The sequence below is a fragment of the Gordonia aurantiaca genome (assembly GCF_039939235.1).
Lineage (GTDB): Bacteria > Actinomycetota > Actinomycetes > Mycobacteriales > Mycobacteriaceae > Gordonia.
Genome location: NZ_JBDUUF010000010.1, coordinates 155,470 through 178,924, shown reverse-complemented (window position 1 = coordinate 178,924; position 23,455 = coordinate 155,470). Strand labels below are relative to the sequence as shown.

Annotated in this window: 16 protein-coding genes; 6 read left to right on the top strand and 10 right to left on the bottom strand. The window is 70.7% G+C overall.

The genetic code is table 11. The features are described 5' to 3' along the window. Positions 1–120: 120 nt before the first annotated feature. The 3 genes from ABFT43_RS18735 (at position 121) to ABFT43_RS18725 (ending at position 3,911) form a co-directional block, all read left to right on the top strand. Complete coding sequence (locus ABFT43_RS18735; RefSeq protein WP_347961801.1) at positions 121–1,572, top strand: zinc-dependent metalloprotease; 1,452 nt, start codon at positions 121–123, stop codon at positions 1,570–1,572. A 95-nt stretch (positions 1,573–1,667) separates the two neighbouring features. After that, the gene (locus tag ABFT43_RS18730; RefSeq protein WP_347961800.1) at positions 1,668–2,579 is read left to right on the top strand and encodes a hypothetical protein; all 912 of its coding nucleotides are present in this window, start codon (positions 1,668–1,670) and stop codon (positions 2,577–2,579) included. Positions 2,580–2,594: 15 nt separating this feature from the next. Further along, positions 2,595–3,911 (top strand): ABC1 kinase family protein, encoded by a 1,317-nt coding sequence (locus ABFT43_RS18725; RefSeq protein ID WP_347961799.1) that lies wholly within the window; start codon positions 2,595–2,597, stop codon positions 3,909–3,911. Positions 3,912–4,001: 90 nt separating this feature from the next. Here the strand turns inward: ABFT43_RS18725 and ABFT43_RS18720 are convergent, their stop codons facing one another. Both ABFT43_RS18720 and ABFT43_RS18715 read right to left on the bottom strand, forming a co-directional pair. Beyond that, positions 4,002–4,292 (bottom strand): WhiB family transcriptional regulator, encoded by a 291-nt coding sequence (locus ABFT43_RS18720; RefSeq protein WP_347961798.1) that lies wholly within the window; start codon positions 4,290–4,292, stop codon positions 4,002–4,004. Between the two features lie 652 nt (positions 4,293–4,944). Then, positions 4,945–7,065 (bottom strand): ATP-dependent DNA helicase UvrD2, encoded by a 2,121-nt coding sequence (locus tag ABFT43_RS18715; RefSeq protein ID WP_347961797.1) that lies wholly within the window; start codon positions 7,063–7,065, stop codon positions 4,945–4,947. A gap of 116 nt (positions 7,066–7,181) precedes the next feature. Here ABFT43_RS18715 and ABFT43_RS18710 point away from each other — a divergent pair, with 116 nt between their 5' ends. After that, on the top strand, positions 7,182–7,466 hold the full coding sequence (locus ABFT43_RS18710; RefSeq protein WP_347961796.1) for a mycoredoxin: 285 nt from the start codon (positions 7,182–7,184) through the stop codon (positions 7,464–7,466). Between the two features lie 90 nt (positions 7,467–7,556). Here the strand turns inward: ABFT43_RS18710 and nudC are convergent, their stop codons facing one another. The 4 genes from nudC to ABFT43_RS18690 form a co-directional block, all read right to left on the bottom strand. Further along, the gene (gene nudC / locus ABFT43_RS18705) at positions 7,557–8,480 is read right to left on the bottom strand and encodes an NAD(+) diphosphatase (protein ID WP_347961795.1); all 924 of its coding nucleotides are present in this window, start codon (positions 8,478–8,480) and stop codon (positions 7,557–7,559) included. Positions 8,481–8,553: 73 nt separating this feature from the next. Then, complete coding sequence (locus tag ABFT43_RS18700) at positions 8,554–9,633, bottom strand: potassium channel family protein (protein ID WP_347961794.1); 1,080 nt, start codon at positions 9,631–9,633, stop codon at positions 8,554–8,556. 60 nt (positions 9,634–9,693) lie between these two features. Further along, a complete protein-coding gene (locus ABFT43_RS18695; protein ID WP_347961793.1) occupies positions 9,694–13,095 on the bottom strand; it encodes an ATP-dependent helicase in 3,402 nt (1,133 codons plus the stop codon). Beyond that, complete coding sequence (locus tag ABFT43_RS18690; RefSeq protein ID WP_347961792.1) at positions 13,088–16,495, bottom strand: ATP-dependent helicase; 3,408 nt, start codon at positions 16,493–16,495, stop codon at positions 13,088–13,090. The genes ABFT43_RS18695 and ABFT43_RS18690 overlap by 8 nt, the downstream gene beginning before the upstream one ends. A 125-nt stretch (positions 16,496–16,620) precedes the next feature. Between ABFT43_RS18690 and ABFT43_RS18685 the strand changes: the two genes are divergently transcribed. Together ABFT43_RS18685 and ABFT43_RS18680 are read left to right on the top strand one after the other, a co-directional pair. Further along, complete coding sequence (locus ABFT43_RS18685; protein ID WP_347961791.1) at positions 16,621–17,415, top strand: alpha/beta hydrolase; 795 nt, start codon at positions 16,621–16,623, stop codon at positions 17,413–17,415. A gap of 14 nt (positions 17,416–17,429) precedes the next feature. Further along, positions 17,430–17,729, top strand: a complete 300-nt coding sequence (locus tag ABFT43_RS18680) for an MGMT family protein (RefSeq protein WP_347961790.1) — start codon at positions 17,430–17,432, stop codon at positions 17,727–17,729. 695 nt (positions 17,730–18,424) lie between these two features. Here the strand turns inward: ABFT43_RS18680 and ABFT43_RS18675 are convergent. The 4 genes from ABFT43_RS18675 to nirB are packed head-to-tail and all read right to left on the bottom strand — an operon-like array spanning position 18,425 to position 23,412. Next, positions 18,425–19,186 (bottom strand): sirohydrochlorin chelatase, encoded by a 762-nt coding sequence (locus ABFT43_RS18675; protein ID WP_347961789.1) that lies wholly within the window; start codon positions 19,184–19,186, stop codon positions 18,425–18,427. A gap of 25 nt (positions 19,187–19,211) precedes the next feature. Continuing rightward, positions 19,212–20,402 (bottom strand): uroporphyrinogen-III synthase, encoded by a 1,191-nt coding sequence (locus ABFT43_RS18670; RefSeq protein ID WP_347961817.1) that lies wholly within the window; start codon positions 20,400–20,402, stop codon positions 19,212–19,214. 8 nt (positions 20,403–20,410) lie between these two features. Next, a complete protein-coding gene (locus ABFT43_RS18665; protein ID WP_347961788.1) occupies positions 20,411–20,818 on the bottom strand; it encodes a nitrite reductase (NAD(P)H) small subunit family protein in 408 nt (135 codons plus the stop codon). Next, on the bottom strand, positions 20,815–23,412 hold the full coding sequence (nirB, locus tag ABFT43_RS18660; RefSeq protein ID WP_347961787.1) for a nitrite reductase large subunit NirB: 2,598 nt from the start codon (positions 23,410–23,412) through the stop codon (positions 20,815–20,817). Before nirB ends, ABFT43_RS18665 begins: the two co-directional genes overlap by 4 nt. Positions 23,413–23,455: the final 43 nt, after the last annotated feature.

Here is a 23,455-nt window from a genome sequence, read left to right as displayed (position 1 = left end):
CATCGACCGTGCGGAGGACCCCGCAGACCTCACGAAAGGCCCCGGCGAGCGCGGTCGGAGTACGCGCACGGCGAACATCCACCGCCCGCCGCGACGCCTGCCGGGCGGTACGGTGGACACATGAGTGATCTGCCCTTCGGCTTCTCGTCGTCCGACGACGACGAGAACCGCGAGAAGAACAGCGGCGACCGCGACAAGCCGGGCGACGCCGCCGGCAGCGGCAATCCCTTCGGCGGCGCCAATCCGTTCGGATTCGCAACGGGCGGACAGGGATTCGGCGATTTCGACCCGTCGAATCTCGACCCGAACATGCTCGGGCAGGTGTTCAGCCAGCTCGGCAACATGCTCAGCGGAATGGGCGCCGGCATGGCCGCCGGCGACGCCGGCCCGGTGAACTATCAGGTCGCCGTCAATCTCGCGCGTCAGCAGATCGGCTCGTTCACCCCGATCCTCGACAAGGAGACCTCGGCCTCCGCCGACGCGGTGCGCCTGGCGGATGTGTGGCTCGACGACGCGACCATCTTCCCCACCGGCGTCACCCAGACCGTCGCGTGGACACCGGTGCAGTGGCTCGAGGAGTCGCTCGACACCTGGAAGACCCTGTGCAATCCGATCGCCGAGCAGCTCGCGCGTACCTGGCAGGACAACCTGCCGGCCGAGGCCGCGCAGTTCGCCGGCCCGATGTTGGGGATGCTCACCCAGATGAGCGGGATGGCGTTCGGCACACAGCTCGGCCAGGGTCTGGGCCAGCTCGCCAAGGAGGTCCTGACCTCGACCGACATCGGCCTGCCGCTGGCCCCCGAGGGCATCGCGGTGCTCCTGCCCGAGGCGATCGCGAAGTTCGCCGAGGGCCTGGGCCTGCCGCCGCAGGAGATCATCGTCTTCATCGCCGCCCGCGAGGCCGCGCACGTCCGGCTGTTCGGACATGTGGGCTGGCTGCGACAGCGGCTGCTCGCCACGGTGGAGGAGTACGCCCGCGGCATCAGCATCGACTTCAGCGGGATCAACGAGGTCACCACCAACATCGACCCCGCCGAGCTGTTGTCGAACCCGGCGAAGCTGGAGGAGCTCATCAGCTCGTCCACCTCGTTCGAGCCGACCACGACCCCCGAGCAGAAGGCCGCGCTCGAGCGGCTCGAGACACTGCTCGCGCTGGTCGAGGGCTGGGTGGAGCAGGTCGTGACCCGCGCTCTGGGTGATCGGATCCCGAGCACGTCCGCACTCACCGAGTCGATGCGCCGGCGCCGTGCGTCCGGCGGACCCGCCGAGCAGACCTTCGCGACCCTCATCGGCCTGGAGCTGCGGCCCCGCAAGGTCCGCGAGGCGTCGGAGCTGTGGCGCCGGGTCCTCGAGGCGACCGACCTCGCCACCCGCGACGGTGTGTGGGCGCATCCCGACCTGCTGCCAGACTCCGGCGATCTCGACAACCCGGCGGCGTTCATCGACCGCCTGCTGCACAACGACTCCGACCTCGACAACGCGATCGCGGAGCTGGAGAAGTCGCTCCTCGAGCAGGACGACCCCGACTCCGGTGACGGTCTCGGCGGGTCCGGGCCCACCGGCGAGTCCTGATCGACCCGACTCCACAGATCACCCGGTCCGCGTCATGTTGTGGATAACCCGGCTCGCCGGGGCCGACGACGCGTTCTCGCTGGCAGAGTGGCGCCATGTCCATCACGGTTCCGCGCATCCGGCCCGGGACCCCGATCCTGGTTCGCCCCGGCAACCGGGTACACGTGGGGATCGATCCGGCCGGCAGTGTGATCATCGAGCTCGACGTGGCGATCTCGGCCCACTCGGTCGCGGCCATGCTGCGACTGCTGGAACAGCCGTGCACACCCGAGGCGCTGATGCGCCGGGCGTCGGCGGCGGGCCTGGCGGCCGACGAGATCGTGGAGTTGCTCGACGGCCTGGCGACTGCAGGTCGAACGCTCCCCCACCCGGACGAAATCGCCTCTCGCGCAACCTCATCCGACGAGTTCCGGATACAGATACACGGCCAGGGGCCGCTGGCGGAACTGCTGGGCGCCTCGTTGCGGGCGCAGGGCCTGTCGGTGAACCGGATGATGCGGCGACGCCCCGACGGGTCGCTGGACACCGTGGACACCGAACTGGTGATCCTCAGCGACTTCCTCGTCCACGACCCGCGCGTGGTGTTCGCCCTGACGAAGGCACGCATCCCGCATCTGATGGTGCGCGTGCGCGACGGTGTGGGCATCGTGGGTCCGCTGGTCCTGCCGGGACTCTCGAGTTGTCTGATGTGCGCCGACCACCACCGCTCGGATCTGGACCCGGACTGGCCGGCGATGGCGGTGCAGCTGATCCGCGTGCCCGGCGACCCCGATCCGGCGCTCGTCCGGCCCACCGCCGCCATCGCCCACGGGCAGATCGTGCGCCTGATGGACGCGCTTCGGTCTCCGTCCGGCGACACCGCTGCGAGGCGCGAGCCGGAGTTGTTGAATCAGGTGCTGGAGTTCCGAGACGATCCGGTCCGGATGAGCAGCCGACGGTGGTCACCCCACCCGAACTGCGACTGTCGTCCGGTGGGAGACGATCGGGCCAAGTCGTCTAAAGTGTGACGCGGAAAGGATGCTATGACCGACATCACTCGGGGGCAGGGTCGTCGCAACGCCAAGTTGGCGTCTCTCCCTCTCGGTATGGCCGGACGTGCGGCGGCGGGCCTCGGCAAGCGCATGGTCGGCAAGGACAAGGACGAAGTCAACCAGGAACTCCTCGAGAAGACCGCAGAGCAACTGTTCTCGGTCCTCGGCGAGCTCAAGGGCGGCGCCATGAAGGTGGGGCAGGCGCTGTCGATCATGGAGGCTGCGATCCCCGAAGAGTTCGGCGAGCCGTTCCGTGACGCGCTGACGAAACTGCAGGCCGAGGCTCCGCCGATGCCTGCGGACAAGGTCCACAAGGTGCTCGACCAGCAGCTCGGCACCCGTTGGCGCGAGCGCTTCAGGGAGTTCTCCGACGAGCCGGCCGCGTCGGCGTCGATCGGTCAGGTCCACAAGGGCATCTGGTCCGACGGCCGCGAGGTGGCGGTCAAGGTGCAGTACCCGGGCGCCGACCACGCGCTGAAGGCGGATCTCAAGACGCTCTCGCGCATGTCGGGCCTGCTGCAGCGGCTGTCGCCGGGCACCGACGTCAAGGCGATGATGGACGAGTTGATCGACAGGACCGAGGCGGAACTCGACTACCTCGGCGAGGCCGAGAACCAGCGGGCCTTCGCCAAGGCCTACGACGGGAGTCCGGACTTCCTGATCCCCAAGGTCGTGGCGAGCGCGCCCAAGGTCGTGGTGTCCGAATGGGTCGACGGCGTGCCGCTGTCGCGGATCATCCGCGAGGGCGGCCAGGAGACCCGCAACGACGCGGCGGCGAGGATGGCCGAGTTCGAGGTGAGCTCGCCGTACCGGGTGGGACTCCTGCACGGGGATCCGCACCCCGGCAACTTCTTCCTCGCCGACGACGGCCGTTTCGGCGTCCTCGACTTCGGCGCGGTCGGCCACTACCCCGGTGGTCTGCCGCCGGAGACCGGCCCGATCCTTCGCCTGGCCCGCGACCGGAAGTACGACGAGCTTCGTGAGCTGATGGTGGAGACGGAGTTCATCCGCGCCTCGCACGCCCACAAGGTGACCGCCGCTGATCTCGAGGCCTACATGCGGCCGTATGTGGACCCGCTGTACTCGGAGTCGTTCCACTTCACCCGCAAGTGGATGCAGTACGCGGCCGGCAAGGCCACCGACCTGAAGGGCGAGGTCTACAAGACCTCGCGGAACCTGAACGTGCCCAAGCGGTTCGTGATGGTATTCCGCGTGCTCGGCGGCTGCGTCGGCATCGCCTCGCAACTCGAGGCGCACGCACCGTACCGCGCGATCATGGAGAAGTGGGTACCGGGCCTGGCCGACTGATGTCGCCGCCCGGCGCGCGACCCGCACCACCGCACACACACGACGACCACCGGCGTCGCGAGCGTGTTGCTCGCGACGCCGGTGCAGTTCTCAGGCCACGTTCTTGCGCGGGCGGCCACGCGGCCGCTTGCGGGCGATCACGACGCCGCGCTCGAAGATCTCGCCGCCCCACACGCCCCAGGGCTCGGCGCGATCCAGCGCTGCCTGCAGGCACTGGGCTTTCAGCGGGCAGTCGGCACACAGGGCCTTGGCACGCTCGAGGTCACGGGGGTCATCGGCGAACCACAGATCGGCGTCGGCGACCTGGCAGGGCAGGTCGATCCGGGCGGTCGCAACGCGATCCGCCGGGGTACACGACTCCAGGACGCAATCGACAGTCATACGGTTTCTCCACATCTGCTCGGTTGGGTTTTGCTCAACCCGTGGGACCTCGATGTGGCTGTCGACCCGAAACCCCTTGTCGGGGACGGAAGTTCGGTTGACAAAAAGAGGGCCACGGGTTCGCCTCTGCGATTCGCCCGTGGCCCGAAGGTCTCGGAGGTCTAACTCCGGAGAACTGGTGTCGGTACGGGGAACCCATGCGGCATGGGGGCTGCGGCTTCGGCTGCTGCCGGCGGTGCGATGAGCGCTACCTGCGCTCCTGCCGCCGGATCCGCTGCCACCGGATGCTGGACCGGTGCCGCGACGAGTCGCTCCATGGCGGGCGCGGTCTCCGCGGGCAGCGGAGCAGCCGGATCCGGTGCTGCAGCCGGGACCATTGCCCGCGAAGCCGGACGTGCACAGACGGCCGGGATCCAGGAGCGGGTGCGACGGGCGCGCGAAACGACGGTGAACGCCGGGATCGGCTTGGCCGCAGGCGCGACGACGCCGGCCTGGTTCACGGTGCTTCCGTTCACTGATCCGCTCCTTTCTTCTTCTCGGGCTCGTGGTCTCGGTTCCCACTGAGCGATGGGCTCTGCGACGGACACAAGGTTTTTCCACCCCGTGTGCTGACTGGTGACCAGGGTAGACGGTCCGTCAGAAAGCGCACAACCTATTTTTGACCTGCGTTTTTGACGAGTTCGATCAACTCGTCGCCGTACTCGTCGAGTTTCGATGCCCCGATCCCCGAGATCGCCACGAGCCCGGCGGTGTCCGTGGGGCGCTGTTCGGCGATCGCGGTGAGGGTCTTGTCGGAGAAGACTACGAATGCGGGAACCTTCTTCTCCTGGGCGCGTTCGCGACGCCACTCCTTGAGCGCGACGAGCAGGTTCTCGTCGAGATCCGACGGGCACGAAGCGCACCGGCCCAGAAGCGTCGCGGTCGAGTCCATCAGCCGCGACCCGCACACGCGGCACGTCGGCCCGCGCCGGACGGGACGTTCCTTCGCGATCTTCGACGCCGGCGAGTCGTCGGGCACGAGGTCGTTGAGGAACCGTGAGCGACGACGCGCGCGTCCGCCCTCGTTGCGGGCCAGCGCCCACGACAGGTGCAGGTGCTCACGGGCTCGCGTGACGCCGACGTAGAACAACCGGCGTTCCTCCTCGATGTCTTCCCACGATCCTTTGATGGCCTGGCTGATCGGCAGCGAGCCATCGGTGAGGCCGACCAGGAACACCGCGTCCCATTCGAGGCCCTTGGCCGCGTGCAACGACGACAGCGTCACGCCCTGCACGGTCGGCGGATGGCGCGCCTCGGCGCGGGCGGACAGTTCCGCGGACAGGTCCGGCACGGTGAGCTCGGGGTTCTCGGCGATCATGTCCTCGGTGAGCTGCAGCAACGCCTTCAGCGACTCCCACCGCGCGCGGGCCTGCGCGCCGGAGGGCTCCTCGGCAGAGAGCCCGAGTTCGCCGAGCACCGAACGCACGACGTCGAGGGTGCCGACGCCTTCTCGCATCTCGCGGCCGGCGACGGCGGCGATCTGGCGCATCGCCTGCCGCACCTCGGTACGCGCGAAGAACGCCTCACCCCCACGGACCTGGTACGGGATGCCGGCCTCGGTGAGCGCCTGCTCGTAGTTCTCCGACTGCGCGTTGACGCGATAGAGGATCGCGATCTCGGCGGGCTCGACGCCCTGCTTGATCAGGTGTTTGATCTCGATCGCGATCGAGGTGGCGGCGGTCGGCTCGTCGTCGTACTCGGCGAATCTCGGCTCGGGGCCCGGCGGACGTTGCCCGATCAGCCGCAGGCGGGTGCCCGCGATTCGGCCGCGTGCGGCGCCGATGACACGGTTGGCCAGGTCGACGACCTGCGGGGTGGACCGGTAGTCGCGCTCGAGGCGCACCACCGTCGCGTCGGGGAACCGGCGCGAGAAGTCGAGCAGGTAGTTCGGCGAGGCGCCGGTGAACGTGTAGATCGTCTGGTTGGCGTCGCCGACGACCGTCAGGTCGTCGCGCTCACCGAGCCACGCGTCGAGCAGGCCCTGCTGGACCGGAGTGACGTCCTGGTACTCGTCGACCACGAAACACCGGTAACGCGAACGGAACTCCTCCGCGGCGCCGGGCTCGACGGTGAGGATCTGCGTCATGTAGATGAGCAGGTCGTCGAAGTCGAGGAGCCGGTCGCCGTCCGGCGACACCTTGGCATCCTCGTACTGCTCGTACACGGCGGCGACCTTCGGGGGCGGCGCCGGTGACTCGCGGCCCAGCCGGCGGACCGCCTCGACGTAGCTCTCCGGGGCGATCAGCGTGGCCTTGGCCCATTCGATCTCCGACGAGAGGTCACGCAGGGTGTCGGTGTTGGTGTCGAGTCCGACGCGGCGCGCGGCCCGCGAGATGAGCGGGAACTTGTTGTCGAGCAGCTCCCAGCGAGCATCGCCGAACACGCGCGGCCAGAAGTAGCGCAGTTGGCGCATCGCCGCGGCGTGGAAGGTCTGCGCCGCGACGTTCCCGGTCTGACCGCCGCCGACGCCGAGGCTGCGCAGGCGGGTCCGCATCTCCCCCGCCGCGCGGGCGGTGAACGTGACCGCGAGGACCTGTCCGGGGTTCACCTGACCGGTGTCGACGAGGTGCGCGATGCGCCGGGTGATGGTGCGGGTCTTGCCGGTACCGGCGCCGGCCAGCACGCACACGGGTCCGCGGGGCGCGAGGACGGCCGCGGACTGCTCGGGATCGAGCCCGTCGACCGCGGCGTCGCGGGGGCTGGTGGGAGTGGACGGATGGCGCACGGGGTCCACTATGTCACCACCCACCGACGCGCTCCGGGCGCCGACCCACCGGTGGGTGACAGGCGCCACTGGCCGACCGGTCGGTCGTCGGGAACAGTGGCCGCCCACGTGGTGTTGTGGGGTGCATGAGCAACGTGATCGACGACGAGGCCGGCGCCCGCACCTCCGACACCGGCGAACTGACCATGTACACCACCACGTGGTGTGGCTACTGCCGTCGCCTCAAGACGGCCCTGAAGGCCAATGGGATCAGCTGGCAGGAGATCGACATCGAACTCAATCCCGATGCCGCGGAATTCGTCGGCAGCGTCAACGGCGGCAACCACGTCGTGCCGACGGTGCTCTACGCCGACGGCACCACCGCCACCAACCCGTCGATCGCCGACGTCAAGAACAAGCTCGGCCTCTGATCGCGGCATCGCGCGGACTGCCTCCAGGGACGCCCGGGTCCGGCTCACGCCGGGCCCGGGTTCTTCGTCTGCGCGGGTCGCTCGCTCCGCCTATGTGCCGGCGGCAGCCCAGGATTCGATGAGCGTACGCGCGATGGAGATCGAGCCGGGCAGCTGCAGCCGCGGGGGCTGACCGTCCGGACCGGGATCGGCGCGGGTCCATCCGTCCCGCGACAGTGCCTCACGCACCTCGTCGCGGTGGAACCACCGGGCGTCGCCGATCTCGCCGTCGAGGAACTGCAGCGTGTCGTCCGGGTCGCCGATCGCGGCGAAGCCGAGCATCAGTGACCGCGGGAACGGCCACGGCTGGCTGCCCAGGTACCGCGGATCGCGCACCACGATCCCGACCTCTTCGTGGACCTCGCGGATCACGCACTGTTCCAGGGATTCCCCCGGTTCCACGAAGCCGGCGAGCGTCGAGTACCAGCCGTCGGGCCAGACCGCCTGCCGGCCCAACAGGATTCGGTCGGCGCCGTCGTGCACGACGGTGATGATCGCGGGGTCGGTGCGCGGGAACTCGTCCCGGCCGGAGTCGATGCTGCGCCGGACCCAGCCGCCGCGGGCGGGCTTGGTGATCGACCCGTCGACCGGTGAATGCCGCGCCGTGTCATGCCAGTTCAGGATGCCCAGGGCGGTGACGAGCAGGCCGGCCTCGTCACCGCTCAGCCGGTCGGCGCCGCGGCGGGCGTCGTCGGTGGGGCCGTCGATGTGATGGACGCGGCGGGTCCAGCGGTCGATGCCGTCGACCACGCCGAGGAAGACCGCGTCGGCGGGCGGCGTGTCGGCGACGGTGGCCGAGTCGACCCAGTGCAGGGCGCCGGAGTCGCTGACCGGATAGCGGCCGTTGGGGTCGATGAGCAGTACCTTCGCCGTCGGCCAGCCCGCGGCCATTCGCTCGGCGTCGTCACGGATCTCGTCGGCGCGATGGAAGTTCGCGCGCGCGAGCTTGGGCGTGTGGAGCAGTTCGAAATGCACGGCGGGGTTTCCCTTTTGTTCGATGGTCGCGGCCGATGCGGGTGCGATCCGGGTGGGACGGGCGCCCGGCGGGTCAGTCGTCGGCTGGGCTCTTGCGGACGTACAGCAGCCGGTCGCCGGCCTCGATCTGCTCGACCTCGGCGTCGTCCACGCGGTAGAGCACTCCCCCGCGGACCACGCCGAGCACGATGTCGCGGGTGTGTGCGGGCGATCCGCCGGTCTCGCTCGGATCGACCTCGCGTTCGGCGATGGCGTAGCCGGCGTCGGGCGTGAGCAGGTCCTCGATCACCTCGACCACCGACGGCGTCATGGTGGCGATGCCGAGCAGGCGGCCCGCGGTCTCCGACGAGACCACCACGGAGTTTGCGCCCGACTGGCGCATGAGGTGGGTGTTCTCCGACTCGCGGATCGACGCGACGATCTTGGCGCGCGGGTTGATCTCGCGGGCGGTCAGCGTCGCGAGGACCGCGGTGTCGTCGCGGTTGGGTGCGACGATGATGTTCTTGGCGTGTGCCACGCCGGCCAGGCGCAGTACGTCGGACTTGGTCGCGTCCCCGCGCACGGTGACGAGCCCGTCGGCCGCCGCCGCCTCGAGGACCGAGGGGTCGGAGTCGACGACGACGATCTCCGAGGGCTTGATCCCGTCGCCGCGCATGGCGTCGACCGCGGTGCGGCCCTTGGTCCCGTAGCCGATGACCACGGTGTGATTGCGCACGGTATTCCTCCAACGCTGGATCTTGAGCGCCTGTCGGGACCGTTCGGTGAGCACCTCGAGGGTGGTGCCGATCAGCACGATCAGGAACAGCACACGCAGCGGCGTGATGATGACGATGTTGATGAATCGGGCGAACGGGCTGATCGGCGTGATGTCGCCGTAGCCGGTGGTCGACAGCGTCACCGCCGAGTAGTACAGCGCGTCGAGATAGGACAGTTCGCTGTTCTGCGCGTCGCGGTAGCCGTCGCGGTCGAGCCAGACGACCACCGAGGTGAAGAACAGCGCCAGACACGCCCAGAGCACGCGGCGCCCGATGGCGCGCGCCGGGCTCTGTTCGAGCTCCGGGATCCGGACGACGCCGACCAGTGCGTAGTCGGGCCGGCCGGCCAGTTCGTCCCCGGTTCCGAACCGGCGGCGCAAGCGGTTACGCACGGCCACGTCTCCGCCACAGGGGTTCGCTCACACGCTGAAATGTAACCCACCCGGCGGGGCGGCAGCTCATTTGGCCAGCTTGGCGGCAAGCGTCGCCTCGTCGGGGAGGTCGTCGGCCTGCAGGGTGTGCCCGTCGCGGACGTAGTGGAACGCCGCGCGCACCTTCTCCACCGGGACGCCGGCCAGCTGCGCCCAAGCGATGCGGTACGCGGCCAGCTGGATGAACAGCGATTCCCGCTTGGCGGGTTCGGGAACCACGCCGGTCTTCCAGTCCACGACCGTCCACGATCCGTCCTTCTCCGCGAACACCGCGTCGATGCGGCCGCGCACGACGATGCCGCCGATGACCGTCTCGAACGGCACCTCGACCTCGGTGGGGCTGCGGTTGGCCCATGGCGAGGCGAGGAATGCCTCTCGCAGGGCGTCGAGGTCGGCGTCGGGGCTGGCCGTCGCGTCGGCGGCGCCGGGCAGTTCGTCGATGTCGAGCAGCCGCGTCGCGCCGAACCACCGTTCCACCCAGGCGTGGAATGCGGTGCCGCGCCGCGCCATCGGGTTCGGCCGGAACGGTGTGGGCCGTCGCAGCCTGCGGGCGAACTCGGCCTCGTCGGCATCGAGCTCCACGAGCTGGCTGACCGACAGGTGGGTCGGCAGCGTGACCTCGACGAGTGCCTGATTGGCCTGGTGGTGCTCGTCGAGCAGCGCCGCGACCTCGGCCTCCCACGCGGCGATCTCGTCGTCCCGGTCGGGCGACGCGAGCTCGGCCTGCTCGGGCTCGCCGGCCGGGGCGTCGAACAGCGCGGGGGCATCCCGCTTCGCGATGGCCTCGAGGACGAGATCGGCGGCCGCCTGGACCGAGTCCCGGCGTCCGGCGAGCGGATCCCGGGGCCAGGGTTCGGCGACGACGCGTTCGGCGAGCGGGTTGGTCGCGTCGTCGGGCGGCGGCGGGGTCCGCACCGCGATGGACAGGCCGGTCGAGTCGACCGAGGGATCGGTGATCGCCTCGTCGATGGCGGTCATCAGTTCGTCGAAGAACTCCGAACCGCCGCGGGGTTTGTCACCGGTCTCCGACCAGTGGTGCGCCGAGATCAGCAGGTCGTGCCGGGCGCGGGTCAATGCGACGTAGAGCAGACGCCGGTCCTCCTCGAGGCGGCGGCGGGCGATGGCCTCCTTGTGCTCGGCGATCGCCTCCTCGAGCTGCTTGCGGTCGGCGAGTGCGTCCAGCGAGAGCACCGGGAAGCCCTCGGCCGCGCCGTCGGCCGACTCGGCGGGGGTCGCGAGGTCGCCGCGGAGCTCGGCCGGCAGCTCGCGGGCACTGCCCAGCCAGGTGGAATCCGACTTGGCGCTGGGGAAGATCCCCTTCGCCAGGTGGGGGATGGCGACGACGTCCCACTCCAGGCCCTTGGCCGCGTGGACGGTGAGGATCTGCACCCGCTGGTCGGCGACCTCGATCCGGCCCGGTTCGAGCCCCTTCTCGATGGTCTCGGCGGCGTCCAGGAAGGCGAGCAACCCGGGCAGGTTCGCGCCCGGCCGTTCGGCGTAATGGCTGACATAGTCGGCGAAGGCGTCGAGATGCTCGCGACCGGTGATCGCGCCGCGCATGCGGCGGGCCCGGATCTGCGCCTCGACACCCACGCCGATCGTGTTCTCCACGTCGGCGACGAGCTCGGGAAGCGGCTGCCCGATGCGTCGGCGCAGCGATTCCAGCTGCGCGCCGAAGGCACGGATGCGCGCGTAACCCTCCGGGCTGTAGTCGCCCGGATCCCCGGGATCGACGACGGCGTCGGCGAGGCCCGCGCGGTCCACGATCTCGGTGGGCAGCACGGAATCGAGTGCGGCGTCGAGCTGTTCCCGGCTGGTCACCACGCCTGCCGATTCGGCATAGCTCTCCGCGGCGAGTGTCGTCGCGCGACGCCACAGCGCGGCAAGGTCTTTCGCGCCGATCCGCCAGCGGGCGCCGGTCAGCAGGCGCATCATCGCGGTACCCGCCATCGGGTCGGCCATCACCCGTAGCGTCGCGACGATGTCCTCGACCTCGGGCACGTGCAGCAGGCCGCCGATGCCGACGACCTCGGCGGGGATGCCGCGGCGTTCCAGCTCGGCGGCCAACGGCGCCGAATCCTCGTTGCGCCGTACCAGGATCGCGGTCGTGGGCGGCGCCTCGCCGGCGGCCTCGGCGGCCTTCCACTTCTCCTCGATGGCGTCGGCGACCCAGTTGCGCTCGTCGATGACGGTCTCGGTGAGGGCGATGGTGGCCGAGCCGTGCGGGGCGTCGGGGCGGGGCCGGAGGATGCTGACCGGGATGCCTCGGCGTCGTAGTTCCTCGGAGACCTGGTTGGCCAGGCGCAGGGCCTGTGCCGCGTTGCGCCAGCTGGTGAGCAGTTCGCGTCGGTGCGCGGGTGTGCCGTCCGGGCGCGGGAAGTCGCGCGCGAACCGCGGCAGGTTGGCCGCCGAGGCTCCGCGCCAGCCGTAGATCGACTGGATCGGGTCGCCGACGGCGGTGACCGCCACCGCTTTCCGTGACGGGTCGCGACCGCCGAACAGCGTCGACAACAGGATGCGCTGGGAGTGGCCGGTGTCCTGGTACTCATCGAGGAGCACCGCGCGGAAGGCGGCGCGTTCGGCGGCGACCACCTCGGGGTTGGCGACCACGAGCCGTGCCGCCAGCGACATCTGGCTGCCGAAGTCGAGCGCCGACTGGGCGCGCATGGTCTCGGCGAGCGCCCGCACGATCGGGATCAGCTCACGCCGCTCGTCGATGACTTCCTGGATCCTGAGCAGCGCCTGCGACGGCTTGTCGCGCTGCCGCGGCCCCTTCGGCAGGGTGTCGATCAGCTCGTACAGCCGCGATCCCGCCTTCTCCAGGTCGTCGATGTCGACGAGGTGTTCGGACATCTCGCCGTACAGCTTGAGCACCGATTCGGTGACGCTGGCCGGGACCTTGGCGGTGTTCAGCTCCCCCGGCCACGACGAGACGAGCCCGAACGCCAACTGCCACAACTCGGTTTCGGTGAGCAGCGTCGATGACGGCTCGACCGGCAGCAGCAGCCCGTAGTCGGCGATGAGTCGGCCTGCGTAGGCGTGGTAGGTGCTGACCTCGGGATCGGCGCCGCGCAGCCGGGCGGCGAGCGACCCGTCGGGGTCCCAGTTCCGCAGCGCCGGTGAGCCCGACAGCATCGACAGGCGGCGCCGGATGCGGGCGCCGAGTTCGCTGGCCGCCTTGCGGGTGAAGGTCAGGCCGAGGATCTCGTCGGGCGCGACGATCTGGTTGGCGACGAGCCACACCACCCGCGACGCCATCGTCTCGGTCTTGCCGGCCCCGGCGCCGGCGACGACGAGCATCGGCTCGACGGGCGCCTCGATGACCGCGACCTGTTCGGGGGTCGGTTCGGGCAGGCCGAGCGCGGCGGCGAGCGTCTTCGCGCCGATCAGCGGCCGGCCGGTCGTGGTCTCCTGCGCGTCGCTAGTCATCGGTCACCGCCTTTCCGGGGATCTTGGCCGGGCAACTGGTCGTCAGGGAACAGTGCTGGCAGCCGGGGTTGGGGGTCGCGTGGAAGGTCGGGCCGATGCTGGCGCGGGCCGCGCGGCGCACCTCTCCGATCCACTGGTCGAGCAGCTCCGGGGTGAGCGGCGACTGGACCCGTTCCGTGGCACCCGAATCCCGGTGCGCCTTGGACACGTACACCAGGCGCGCACCGCCCGGGCTGGTCTCGCCGAACTGCGGCACGCCGCCGTGCGCGAGGGCGACCTGATAGGCGGCCATCTGGGCGTGCTCGTCGGCCTCGGCCTTGGTGACCGGGTTCTTGGAGGTCTTGACGTCGACGACCACCGGGCGCCCCTGCGCATCCACCTCGAGCCGGTCGACCCGTCCACGCAGCCGCACCGGCGGGGCATCGGCGTCCTCCCCTTCCACCGGGCCGGCGGGAATCGTTGCGTCGATGGGCAACTCGACGCCCACCTCGTCGAGCTCGGACCTCGAGATGCGCAGCCATTCGCGGAAGTGGGTGAGCATGTTCTCGGCGCGCTCGAGCTCCCGTGCGGAGTACCAGCCCGCGCCGGTGTCGACGCGGTCCCAGATCGCGCGCAACGCCGCGGTGACCTCGTCCGGATCCATCTGTCCGGCGACGGCCTGCACGAGCGTGTGCACCAGGCTGCCGGTGAGGGCCGGGGCACCGTCGCCGTCGCGGCCGCCGTTGCGTTCCAGCACCCACCGCAGCGAACACCGGTTCAGCGCTTCGACATTCGACGGCGACAGCACGACCGGCCCCTGGTCGGGCGTCCACAGCGGGGCGTCGGTGCTGGGTTCGGCGAGACCGAACCAGTCCCGCGGGTGCGCGCCGGGGATGTCGGAGTCGGCCAGCTCGGCGAGGAGCCGGGCCGCGGCGCGGGTCCGCTCGTCGGGGTCGTGGGCGCCGGCGACCACCACCGATCGCAGCGTGGCGACGAGAGAGGGCAGCGACAGGACGCGGTCGACGCCGGGGTCGAGGGCAGGTTCGGCGCGCTGTTCGGTGTCGTCGGGGTCGGCGCCGTTCGCGACGAGGTCGGCGAGTTCGGTGATGAAGCGCGACGGGGAGGCGTCGCCGCTGCCGTCCTCGACCGCGGTGACAAGCAGTCGACGTCGCGCGCGGGTGCACGCGACGAGGAACAGGCGCCGCTCGTCGGCCAGCGCGGTGGCGCCACGGGCCACCGTGTCGACCGCCTCGGCGTCCATGCCGTCGAGCAGGTCGATGAGCGCCGCGGTGCCGAGCACACCGCCCCGGCTGCGCAGCGACGGCCACAGTCCGTCCTGGACGCCGGCGACCGCGACGACCTCCCATTCCCGGCCCACGGCGGCGTGCGCCGACAGCACGGTCACGGATTCGGCGGCGGCGGTGGGGGTCCGGCTGTCGCGCGGGATCTGCAGCTGCGACAGGTAGTGGACGAAACCGGCGGGTCCGGCGGCCGGAAGAGTGTCGGCGAAGTCGGCCGCGGCCTCGAACATCGCCATCACCGCGTCGAGGTCCCGGTCGGCCTGTTCGCCTGCCGGTCCGCCGCGCACCGCCGAAGCGGCCCACCGCCGTTCGAGGCCGGTGGCCTGCCACGCGGCCCAGAGGGTCTCCTCGATGCCGCGGCCGGCATCGTGCGCCTTCTGCGCCGCGTGCACCACGTCGAGCACCCGTGCGAGCGGTGCGGCCTCGGTCTCGGTGAGGGTCCGACGGTAGCGCGCGCCGAGTTCCGGGTCGATGATGGCGCGGGTCAGCGAGGTCAACGAATCCTGCTGACCCGACGGGTCCTTCGCCTCGTCGATCCGGCGCACGCCGCGGCGGAGGCGACGCATCGCGCCGGGGTCGGCGCCGCCGATCGGCCCGGAGAGCAGGGTCAGGGTGTCCTCGGTGGTGAACAGTTGCGAGTCGTCGGTGTGCGTGGTCGGGTCGTGGCGGCGGGCGGCGACCACGCGCAGCACCAGCATCAGCGCGATCACCGCGCGCTGCCGGTGCAGCGGCAGGTCGCCGGCCGGGGTGGTGACCGGTACGCCCGCGGACCGGAACGCGCGGCGCAGCGGTGGCAGCGCCAGCGACACCGACCGCACGATGACCGCCATCTGCGACCACGGCACTCCGTCGAAGAGGTGGGCGCGGCGTAACATGTCGGCGATCGCGGTGGCCTCCTTGGCGGCCGACCCGTAGATCCGCACGGCGGCGACGTCCCCCGGGATGTCCGCGTCGCGGTCTGCGTCGACGGACGACACCGGTTGCGGATACGGGTGCGGCCGGGCGCCCGGCAGGCGGGCCGCGATGGCCCGGCCGAGCCGCGCGATGTCGGGATGCGCGCGGAAGTCGTGCTCGAGGACGATGTCGCGGTCAGAGCCCGGGTCGGCCAGACCGTCGGCGAAGCGCGGGCTCGCGCCGCGGAACCCGAACACGGACTGGTCGGTGTCGGCGGCGATGATCGTCGAGATCGTGCCGGTGCCGACCAGCCGGATCAGATGCGCCGCCTGCGGGTCGAGGTGCTGGGCGTCGTCGACGAGGAGATGCCGGATGCGGCGGCGCTCACCGCTGAGCAGCTCCGGGTCGGTGGCGAACGCCGACAGCGCAGACCCGATCAGCTCGGCGGCGTCGACCGCGGGCGCCGAGGCACCCGGGGTCTCGAGTCCGACCGCGCCGCGCAGCAGCATGTTCTGCTCGTACTGCGCGTACGCACGCGCCGCCGCCACCCACTCGGGCCTCTTGTGCTTCTTGCCGAGCGCGGCGAGCTCCTCCGGGCCGACGCCGCGTTCGGCCGCGCGCATCATCAGGTCGCGCAACACCTGGGCGAAGCCGTCGGTGCCGAGCGCGGGCCGCAGGTGGGAGGGCCAATACTCGGCGCCGTCCTCGATGTCGCCGGCGAGGAGCTCGCGCAGCACGACGTCCTGCTCGGAGCCGGTGATCAGCCGCGGCGGCGGGTTGCCGTGGGCACTGGCCTGCAGGCGCAGGATCGCGAAGGCATAGGAGTGCACCGTGCGCACGAGGGGTTCGCGCAAGGCCCCGCCCAGGACGCGCCTGCCGCCGGCCTTGGCCGACAGCACCCGGCGGGTGATCTCCTCGCGCAGCGCGATCGCGGCGCGCCGGCTCGAGGCGAGGACGAGGACCGATTCGGGGTCGGTGGCCGGGTCGAGCAGGCGCGCGACCGCGGCGTCGACGATGAGTGCGGTCTTGCCGCTGCCCGGTCCGCCGTGGACGCGGATCGGGCGCCAGGCCTGCTGTTCTCCGCCGGGAGTCGTGGGGCCGGCGGGGTCGATGACGCGCCGGATGTGCGCGGGCCACTGCCGCGGCGCGTCGGCGGCCTCGGGTGCCGCGACCAGCCGCGCCCGCAGGGCGCTGCGAGGGGTCTGGGTGCCCCGGATGCGACTCATGGACTCCATCGAAGCATGTGCCACCGACGACCCGGACCGGGCGAGTCCCGGGTCCACCTCGCGGGCCGGTGTGATGCGCGTGGGTGCGGTGGGCGGCTGTCCGGGTGATCCGGCACGATGGACGCGTGGCAGCTCTCAACACCCATGTCTTCAACGGGAATTCACCCTCCGCGGGGCAGACGCCGACGGTCCTCGCGATCCACGGCCTCACCGGCCACGGGAAACGCTGGGCGCCGCTCGCGAGACATCTCGACGGTGTGCGCATCGTCGCACCGGATCTGCTCGGTCACGGCCGGTCACCCTGGCGACCGCCGTGGAGCATCGAGCACCACGTGCGCGCGCTGTCGCAGGTCATCGACGATCACGTCCCCGCCGGCCGGCCGGTCGTCGTCGTGGGCCACTCCTACGGCGGGGCGCTCGCCCTGCACCTGGCCAACCGCCGGCCCGATGACGTCAAGGGCCTGGTGCTCCTCGATCCCGCGCAGGGTCTCGACCCGGAGTTCGCGCTCCAGGTCGCCGGCGACAGCCTCGACAACTGGGACTACCCCGACGTCGAGGCGGCCCGCACCGCGAAGCGGTCCGAGGGTTGGGCAGCCGTACCCGACGAGATCCTCGAGGCCGAGATCGCCGAACATCTCATCCCCCGGCCGCACGGCCGGGTCGGCTGGCGCGTGAGCGCCCCGGCGGCCGCGGCGTCGTGGAGCGAGATGGCCCGCCCCGCCGTGCTGCCGCCTCCGGGCATCCGCACGCACATCGTGGTCGCCGACCGGGTGCAGCCGCCGTTCGTGCGGCCCGCGTTCCTGGAGGCCTGCGCAAGCGACCGCGCCGACACCGTCACCGTCCACCACGCCGACTGCGAGCACATGGTGCCGTTCCTGGAACCGGAACTGTCGGCGTCGCTGATCCGCTCGCTGCTCTAGCGGGGTCTCCCACGATGGCGGCGATCACCGAGGAACAGGTCGAGGCGGTCCGGACGCTGGTCGCCGCCATCCCCGTCGGCCGGGTCAGCACGTACGGCGACCTGGCCGCGGCCGCCGGGCTGTCGAGTCCACGGATCGTCGGCTGGATCATGCGGACCGACACCGCGGACCTCCCGTGGCATCGCGTGGTGACCGCGAGTGGGCGTCCCGCACCTCATCTCGCCACGAGACAGTTGGAACTCCTTGCTGCCGAGGGGGTTCCGATCACCGATGGACGGATCCGGTTGCGGCAGTGCCGGTGGGAGATCCCATGAGCGTTTCTGCCGCCACTGCTCCACGTCGTCGGCACGAATTCGTCGTCGCCCGGTCTTCCCTGGCCGCCGGCGCACGGTGTCTTGGACAACTCCCGTGCCGAGCGATGGCTTTGGTGGATACCACTCAGCCCTGGCCTGCGCCCAGTGCTCCACGACGTCGTCCGGGTCGACGTCATCCGGGTGCGCGACAACGACTCGCCGCCATTCTCATTGGTGGCCGCGATGGTCGCCTTCCGTCCGTCGTCGGTGACGAAGCCGCGCTGATGGCCCGGCGGCGCATCGATGGTACCGGCGGCGAATCCGTCACCCAGCGAGCCTGGCGACACGGCGGTGACGGCGACAGTCAAGGCGGCGACGTTGCATCCCGCTGGTGGTTCGGCGACCCCGGGTCGCCGAGCGAAATCCGTGCTCGGCGTGAGCAACTGAAAATTGGTTGAAGATCCAGAAGGTCGCTGCGCCGTCGTCGGCGCCGACCGCTCGTGAGGCGTTCATGTCGACGCCACCTCGACGCCTCCCCACTCGCCGGACAGGCGTGGTGGCCCGCCGGCTCACCGGGGTCTCGACGTCGTATCCCCCGGCCTTCGAGGCTCGTCGCCCGAACTCCTCGTACCTCGGGCAGCGACTCGGTCCCGCGCCTCCTGCCGATCGAGTGATCCGGAGCCTGAAGAGGGCGTATCGAGACCAGTCCCCAGCCCTCAGGCGGTCCGCGCGACCGACCTGCGCCGGTACGGACTGATCGCCGCGCGCATCCGGGTGACGATCAGGTCGATGATGCGCCGGTCGGGTCCGAGCGGAGCAGCCACCGCGTCGGCACCGTAGGTCCCCAGGCGCTCGTGGAACAGCCCCGGTGCGAGCAGGTGGCTCGCGACGACCACCCGACGGCCGGTGCGCCGTGCGCGTTCGATCGCCTCGGGCACCGACGGCCGCGCGGTGGTGATGAACCCGACCTCCACCCGGCCACCGATCAGTGATTCCAGTTGTCGCGCAGCCAGATACACCTGAGCACAGGCACTCTCGTCGGACGACCCGGCGGCTGCGAGAACGACGGCGTCGCCGGGCTCCCAGCCGGCCTCGGCCAGGCGAAGGCGCGCAACCGCGGCGATCGCGGGATCCGGACCGAGCGCGCGGGTGACCACGGTGTCGGATCGCCCGGCGAGCGCGACGTGCTCGGGGATGTCCTTGCGGACGTGGTAACCCGACGCCAGGAAGGCGGGCACCAGGACGGCGGGCTTGTCGAGGTCGGCGATCACCTCGCTCGGCGTCGGCCCCAACACATCGACGAAGGCTGTGCGAGTGACGCCGATCCGCTTGCCGACGGCCTCGGCGATCTCGGCGATGACGTTGACGCCGTGTGGATTACGGGTCCCGTGAGCGACGATGACCGGGCTGACGTCGCGCAGGCGGTCGCCGTACGGCAACCGGACGTCGTCGCCGCTCACGAAAGTGTTGTCTCGCATCTTGTGTCGACCTCCCCTGGTCGCGTCACTCGTCTTCGCCGTCGTACTCGAGGTCGACGGCGAGACGATAGCCGCGCTTGACGACGGTTTGCACCATCTTCGAATCCCCCAACGCGGCACGAAGTCTGGCGACCGCGACCTCCACCGCATGGGTGTCGGAGCTGTCGCCGGGCAGAACGGCCAGCATCTCCTGCCGCGATACCACGCGGCCGGGATTGCGGGCCAAGAGCTTGAGCAGCATCAGGCCGGTCGCCGAGAGCTCCTTGAGCTCGGAGTCGACGACGACGGCCTGGCCGCGGATCGCGGTGTCGTGGCCGGCCACCCGCAGTACGTGCGACCGGCGCGGCAGTTCGTCGGTGATCAGCCGCGCCAGTGCGCCGAGGCGGAAGCGGCGCGGGTACAGCGTCGGGATCTGCAGCGCCTCCAGCGGACTCGCCGTCACCGAACCGACGCACATCACCGGCACCGTGGTGCGCAGCGCGTGCACGAACTGCTGCAGCTTGCCGAGTTCCTTGGCGCGGGTCAGGATCGACGCCGCGGCCGGCGCGCTGGTGAATGTGATCGCGTCCAGGTCGCCGCGCAGCACCGACGCGATCATCTTGTCGATGCGGGCGACGTCGGGATGCATGTTCCACCGGTACACCGGGATCGGGACGACCTCGGCGCCGGCGGCGCGCAGGACCGTGCAGAAGTCGGGCAGCGGTTCCCACTCGCTCGTGGCTCCGTGCAGCTGCACCGCGATCCGCACCCCTTCGACGCCCTCGGCCAGCAGGTGGTCGAGTACCTCCGAGGAGGACTCGCTCTCCGGGGACCACTCCTCGCGCAGGCCCGCCGCCCGGATCGCGCCCTTGGCCTTGGGGCCGCGGGCGATGAGCCGGCTCTGCGACAGCGCACCCAGGACGGCCTCGGCGTTGCCCCAGCCGTCGGCGGCCTCGATCCAGCCGCGGAAACCTATGCCGGTGGTCGCGACCATGATCTGCGGCGGCGAGGCGATGATCTCCTCGGTGACCCGCTCGAGCTCGGTGTCGTCGACCAGCGGCAGGATGCGGATGGTCGGGGCGTGCATGACCGCCGCGCCGCGTCGTTCGAGCAGCGCGGCGAACTCCTCCGCCCGCCGGGCCGCGGTCACGCCGATGGTGAACCCGGTGAGCGGCAGGGCGCCGGGGGTGTCGGTGGTTTCGGAACCGGCGTCGGTCGGCTCGCCGGCGTGATCGATGTTGGTGTTCACGCGGGAAAGAACACCTCGACGATCCGGTCGACGACACGCACCCCGTAGCTCGGCACCGACGCCGTCTCGTCGTCGAGGCAGACACCGGTGCGCAGGGAGAACAGCTGCTTGCCCAGTGGCGAGGCCACGGTCGGCTCCCCGCTGTGGTCGCCGGCGAGACCGCGCGAGAGGACCGCGGCCCGGCCGAACGGATCGATGTTGCCGATCGCATACAGCCGGCTGCGGCCGACCGCCTCCCGGTCGGTCTCGGCGGCGGGCATCCGGAACAGCGCGGCCTGCTCCCCGGCCGGCCCCAACACCGCGACGCCGCGGCCGACGATGAGGTCGTCGAGCGGGCAGGCCCGCACCCAGGCGCCCGCGACCGGCCCCGGAGCGGGGGCGGTCTCGTGTGGTGCGATCGTCATGTCGGCACTCCTTCCTTCACCGGCTCGTCCACCGGTCCGTTCGCCTCGGTCCGGGAGTCGCCCGGCGTCGAGGCCCCCGGACGCACCTGCGGCATGTCCAGCAGAACCGGAACCTTACGTTCGTATTCGGCGAATCGGATCGTCGGGTCGACCACATCGGGGGCGTTCACGAACGACACGAACCGCTTGAGCTTCTCCTCGTCGTCGAGCACCGCCGCCCATTCGTCCCGGTAGCCGGCGACATGGCGCTCCATCGCCTCCTCGAGCTCGGCGGCGATGCCGAGGCTGTCCTCGCAGACGACCGCCTTCAGGTGGTCCAACCCGCCTTCGAGGGACTCCAGCCACGGGGCCGTGCGCTGCAATCGATCGGCGGTCCGGATGTAGAACATGAGGTACCGATCAATGTAGGCGACCAGGGTTTCGTCATCCACCCCGCTGGCCAGCAGCTGCGCGTGCCTGGGGCTCTGACCGCCGTTGCCGCCGACGTACAGGTTCCAGCCGTGCTCGGTGGCGATGACGCCGACGTCCTTGCCCCGGGCCTCCGCACACTCACGGGCACAGCCGGAGACGCCGAACTTCAGCTTGTGCGGGGAGCGCAGGCCGCGGTAGCGCTTCTCCAGGAACACGGCCATGCCGACCGAGTCCTGCACACCGTAGCGGCACCAGGTCGAGCCGACGCAGCTCTTCACCGTGCGCAGGCTCTTGCCGTACGCGTGGCCCGACTCCATGCCCGCGTCGACGAGGCGGCGCCAGATCTCCGGCAGCTGGTCGACGCGGGCGCCGAACAGGTCGATGCGCTGACCGCCGGTGATCTTGGTGTACAACCCGAAGTCGCGGGCGATCTCGCCGATGACGATGAGCTGCTCGGGCGTGACCTCACCGCCGGGCATCCGCGGTACCACCGAATACGAGCCGTTCTTCTGCATGTTCGCCAGGAAGTGGTCGTTGGTGTCCTGCAGAGCGGCCTGCTCACCGTCGAGGATGTGGTCGCTCGAGGTCGACGCGAGGATCGACGCGACCGTCGGCTTGCAGATCTCACAACCGAGACCGGTGCCGTAGCGCTCGATGAGCTCGGAGAAGGTGCGGATGCCGGTGGCCGCGACGATCTCGAAGAGTTCGGCACGAGACTGGCCGAAGTGCTCACACAGCGACTTGCTGAGCTCCACGCCGGAGGCCTCGAGCAACTGCTTGATGCTCGGGACACAGCCTCCGCAGGTGGTGCCGGCCGACGTGCAGCCCTTGATCGCGGCGACGTCGCACGCACCCTCGGTGATGGCCGAACAGATGCTGCCCTTGGTGACACCGTTGCACGAGCAGATCTCCGCCTCGTCGGGCAACGCGTCCATGCCGACGCCGGCGCCGCCCTCGGGTGCGATCAGCGCGGCCGGATCGCCCGGGATCTCCCGGCCGACCATCGGCTTGAGCATCGCGTAGGCCGAGGCGTCGCCCACCAGGATGCCGCCGAGCAGCGTCTTGGCGTCGTCGCTGACGACGATCTTGGCGTACCTGCCGGCAACCGCGTCGTGGTAGGTGATCTCCAGGGCGTTCTCGGTGGTCGCGAACGCGTCGCCGAAGCTGGCGACGTCGACGCCGAGGAGCTTGAGCTTGGTGGACAGGTCGGCGCCGGGGAAGCTCGACGACCCGCCGAGCAGGCGGTCGGCGACCACCTCGGCCGTCGAGTAGCCCGGGGCGACGAGGCCGTAGCAGCGGCCCTCGACCGCGGCCACCTCGCCGATGGCGTAGATGCTGTCGTCCTCGGTGACGCAGCTCGCGTCCACCAGCACACCGCCTCGCTCGGCGACCGGCAGACCGGCGTCACGGGCGAGCTGGTCGCGGGGCCGCACGCCCGCGGAGAAGACGACCAGCGAGGCGTCGATCACCGACTCGTCGGACAGGGTGACCCGCAGGTTCCCGTTCTCGGCGTCGGCGATCTCGGAGGTGCCGACGCCGGTGTGCACCTCGAGCCCGAGATCGGTGACGAGATTCTTCAGGATCGACCCGCCGCCCTCGTCGACCTGCATCGGCATCAGCCGCGGCGCGAATTCGACGACGTGCGGCTTGAGGCCGAGCAGCTTGAGGGCGTTGGCCGCCTCCAGCCCGAGCAGACCGCCGCCGACCACGACGCCCGACGCGCCCGGCCCCGCTGCCTCGGCGGCCGCCCGGATCGCGTCGAGGTCGTCGAGCGTGCGGTAGACGAAGCACTTCTCGTTGTCGTGCCCCGGCACCGGCGGCACGAAGGCGTACGACCCGGTGGCGAGAACCAGCGCGTCGTAGGTGATCTCGCGTCCGGCCGAGGTGACGACCCGCTTGGCCGCACGATCGATGGCGGTGACGACCTCACCCAGGTGGGTCACGACGAGCTCGTCGCCGTCGTAGGTGTTGCCGTCCAGCGCCAGCGAACCCCGTTGCCACGAACCGACATAGGAGGAGAGTCCCACCCGGTCGTAGGCCGGTTCGGCCTCCTCGCAGACGATCTCCACGCGCCAGGAGCCGTCGATGTCGCGCCTGCGCAGCTCTTGGACGAAGCGGTGTCCGACCATGCCGTGACCCACCACGACGACGGTGCTGTGGCCCGCGTTGGTTCCGTTGCTCACTTCTCTACTCCCTATGCCTTGCTGCGACGGGTTGTGCCCGAGG

Bases quoted from the DNA above. Each gene is read 5' to 3' on its own strand.
- ABFT43_RS18735 (WP_347961801.1), top strand. From the start codon at position 121: ATGAGTGATCTGCCCTTCGGCTTCTCGTCGTCCGACGACGACGAGAAC.
- ABFT43_RS18695 (WP_347961793.1), bottom strand. From the start codon at position 13,095: ATGACTAGCGACGCGCAGGAGACCACGACCGGCCGGCCGCTGATCGGC.
- ABFT43_RS18710 (WP_347961796.1), top strand. From the start codon at position 7,182: ATGAGCAACGTGATCGACGACGAGGCCGGCGCCCGCACCTCCGACACC.
- ABFT43_RS18730 (WP_347961800.1), top strand. From the start codon at position 1,668: ATGTCCATCACGGTTCCGCGCATCCGGCCCGGGACCCCGATCCTGGTT.
- ABFT43_RS18665 (WP_347961788.1), bottom strand. From the start codon at position 20,818: ATGACGATCGCACCACACGAGACCGCCCCCGCTCCGGGGCCGGTCGCG.
- ABFT43_RS18675 (WP_347961789.1), bottom strand. From the start codon at position 19,186: ATGCGAGACAACACTTTCGTGAGCGGCGACGACGTCCGGTTGCCGTAC.
- ABFT43_RS18680 (WP_347961790.1), top strand. From the start codon at position 17,430: ATGGCGGCGATCACCGAGGAACAGGTCGAGGCGGTCCGGACGCTGGTC.
- ABFT43_RS18690 (WP_347961792.1), bottom strand. From the start codon at position 16,495: ATGAGTCGCATCCGGGGCACCCAGACCCCTCGCAGCGCCCTGCGGGCG.
- ABFT43_RS18725 (WP_347961799.1), top strand. From the start codon at position 2,595: ATGACCGACATCACTCGGGGGCAGGGTCGTCGCAACGCCAAGTTGGCG.
- ABFT43_RS18720 (WP_347961798.1), bottom strand. From the start codon at position 4,292: ATGACTGTCGATTGCGTCCTGGAGTCGTGTACCCCGGCGGATCGCGTT.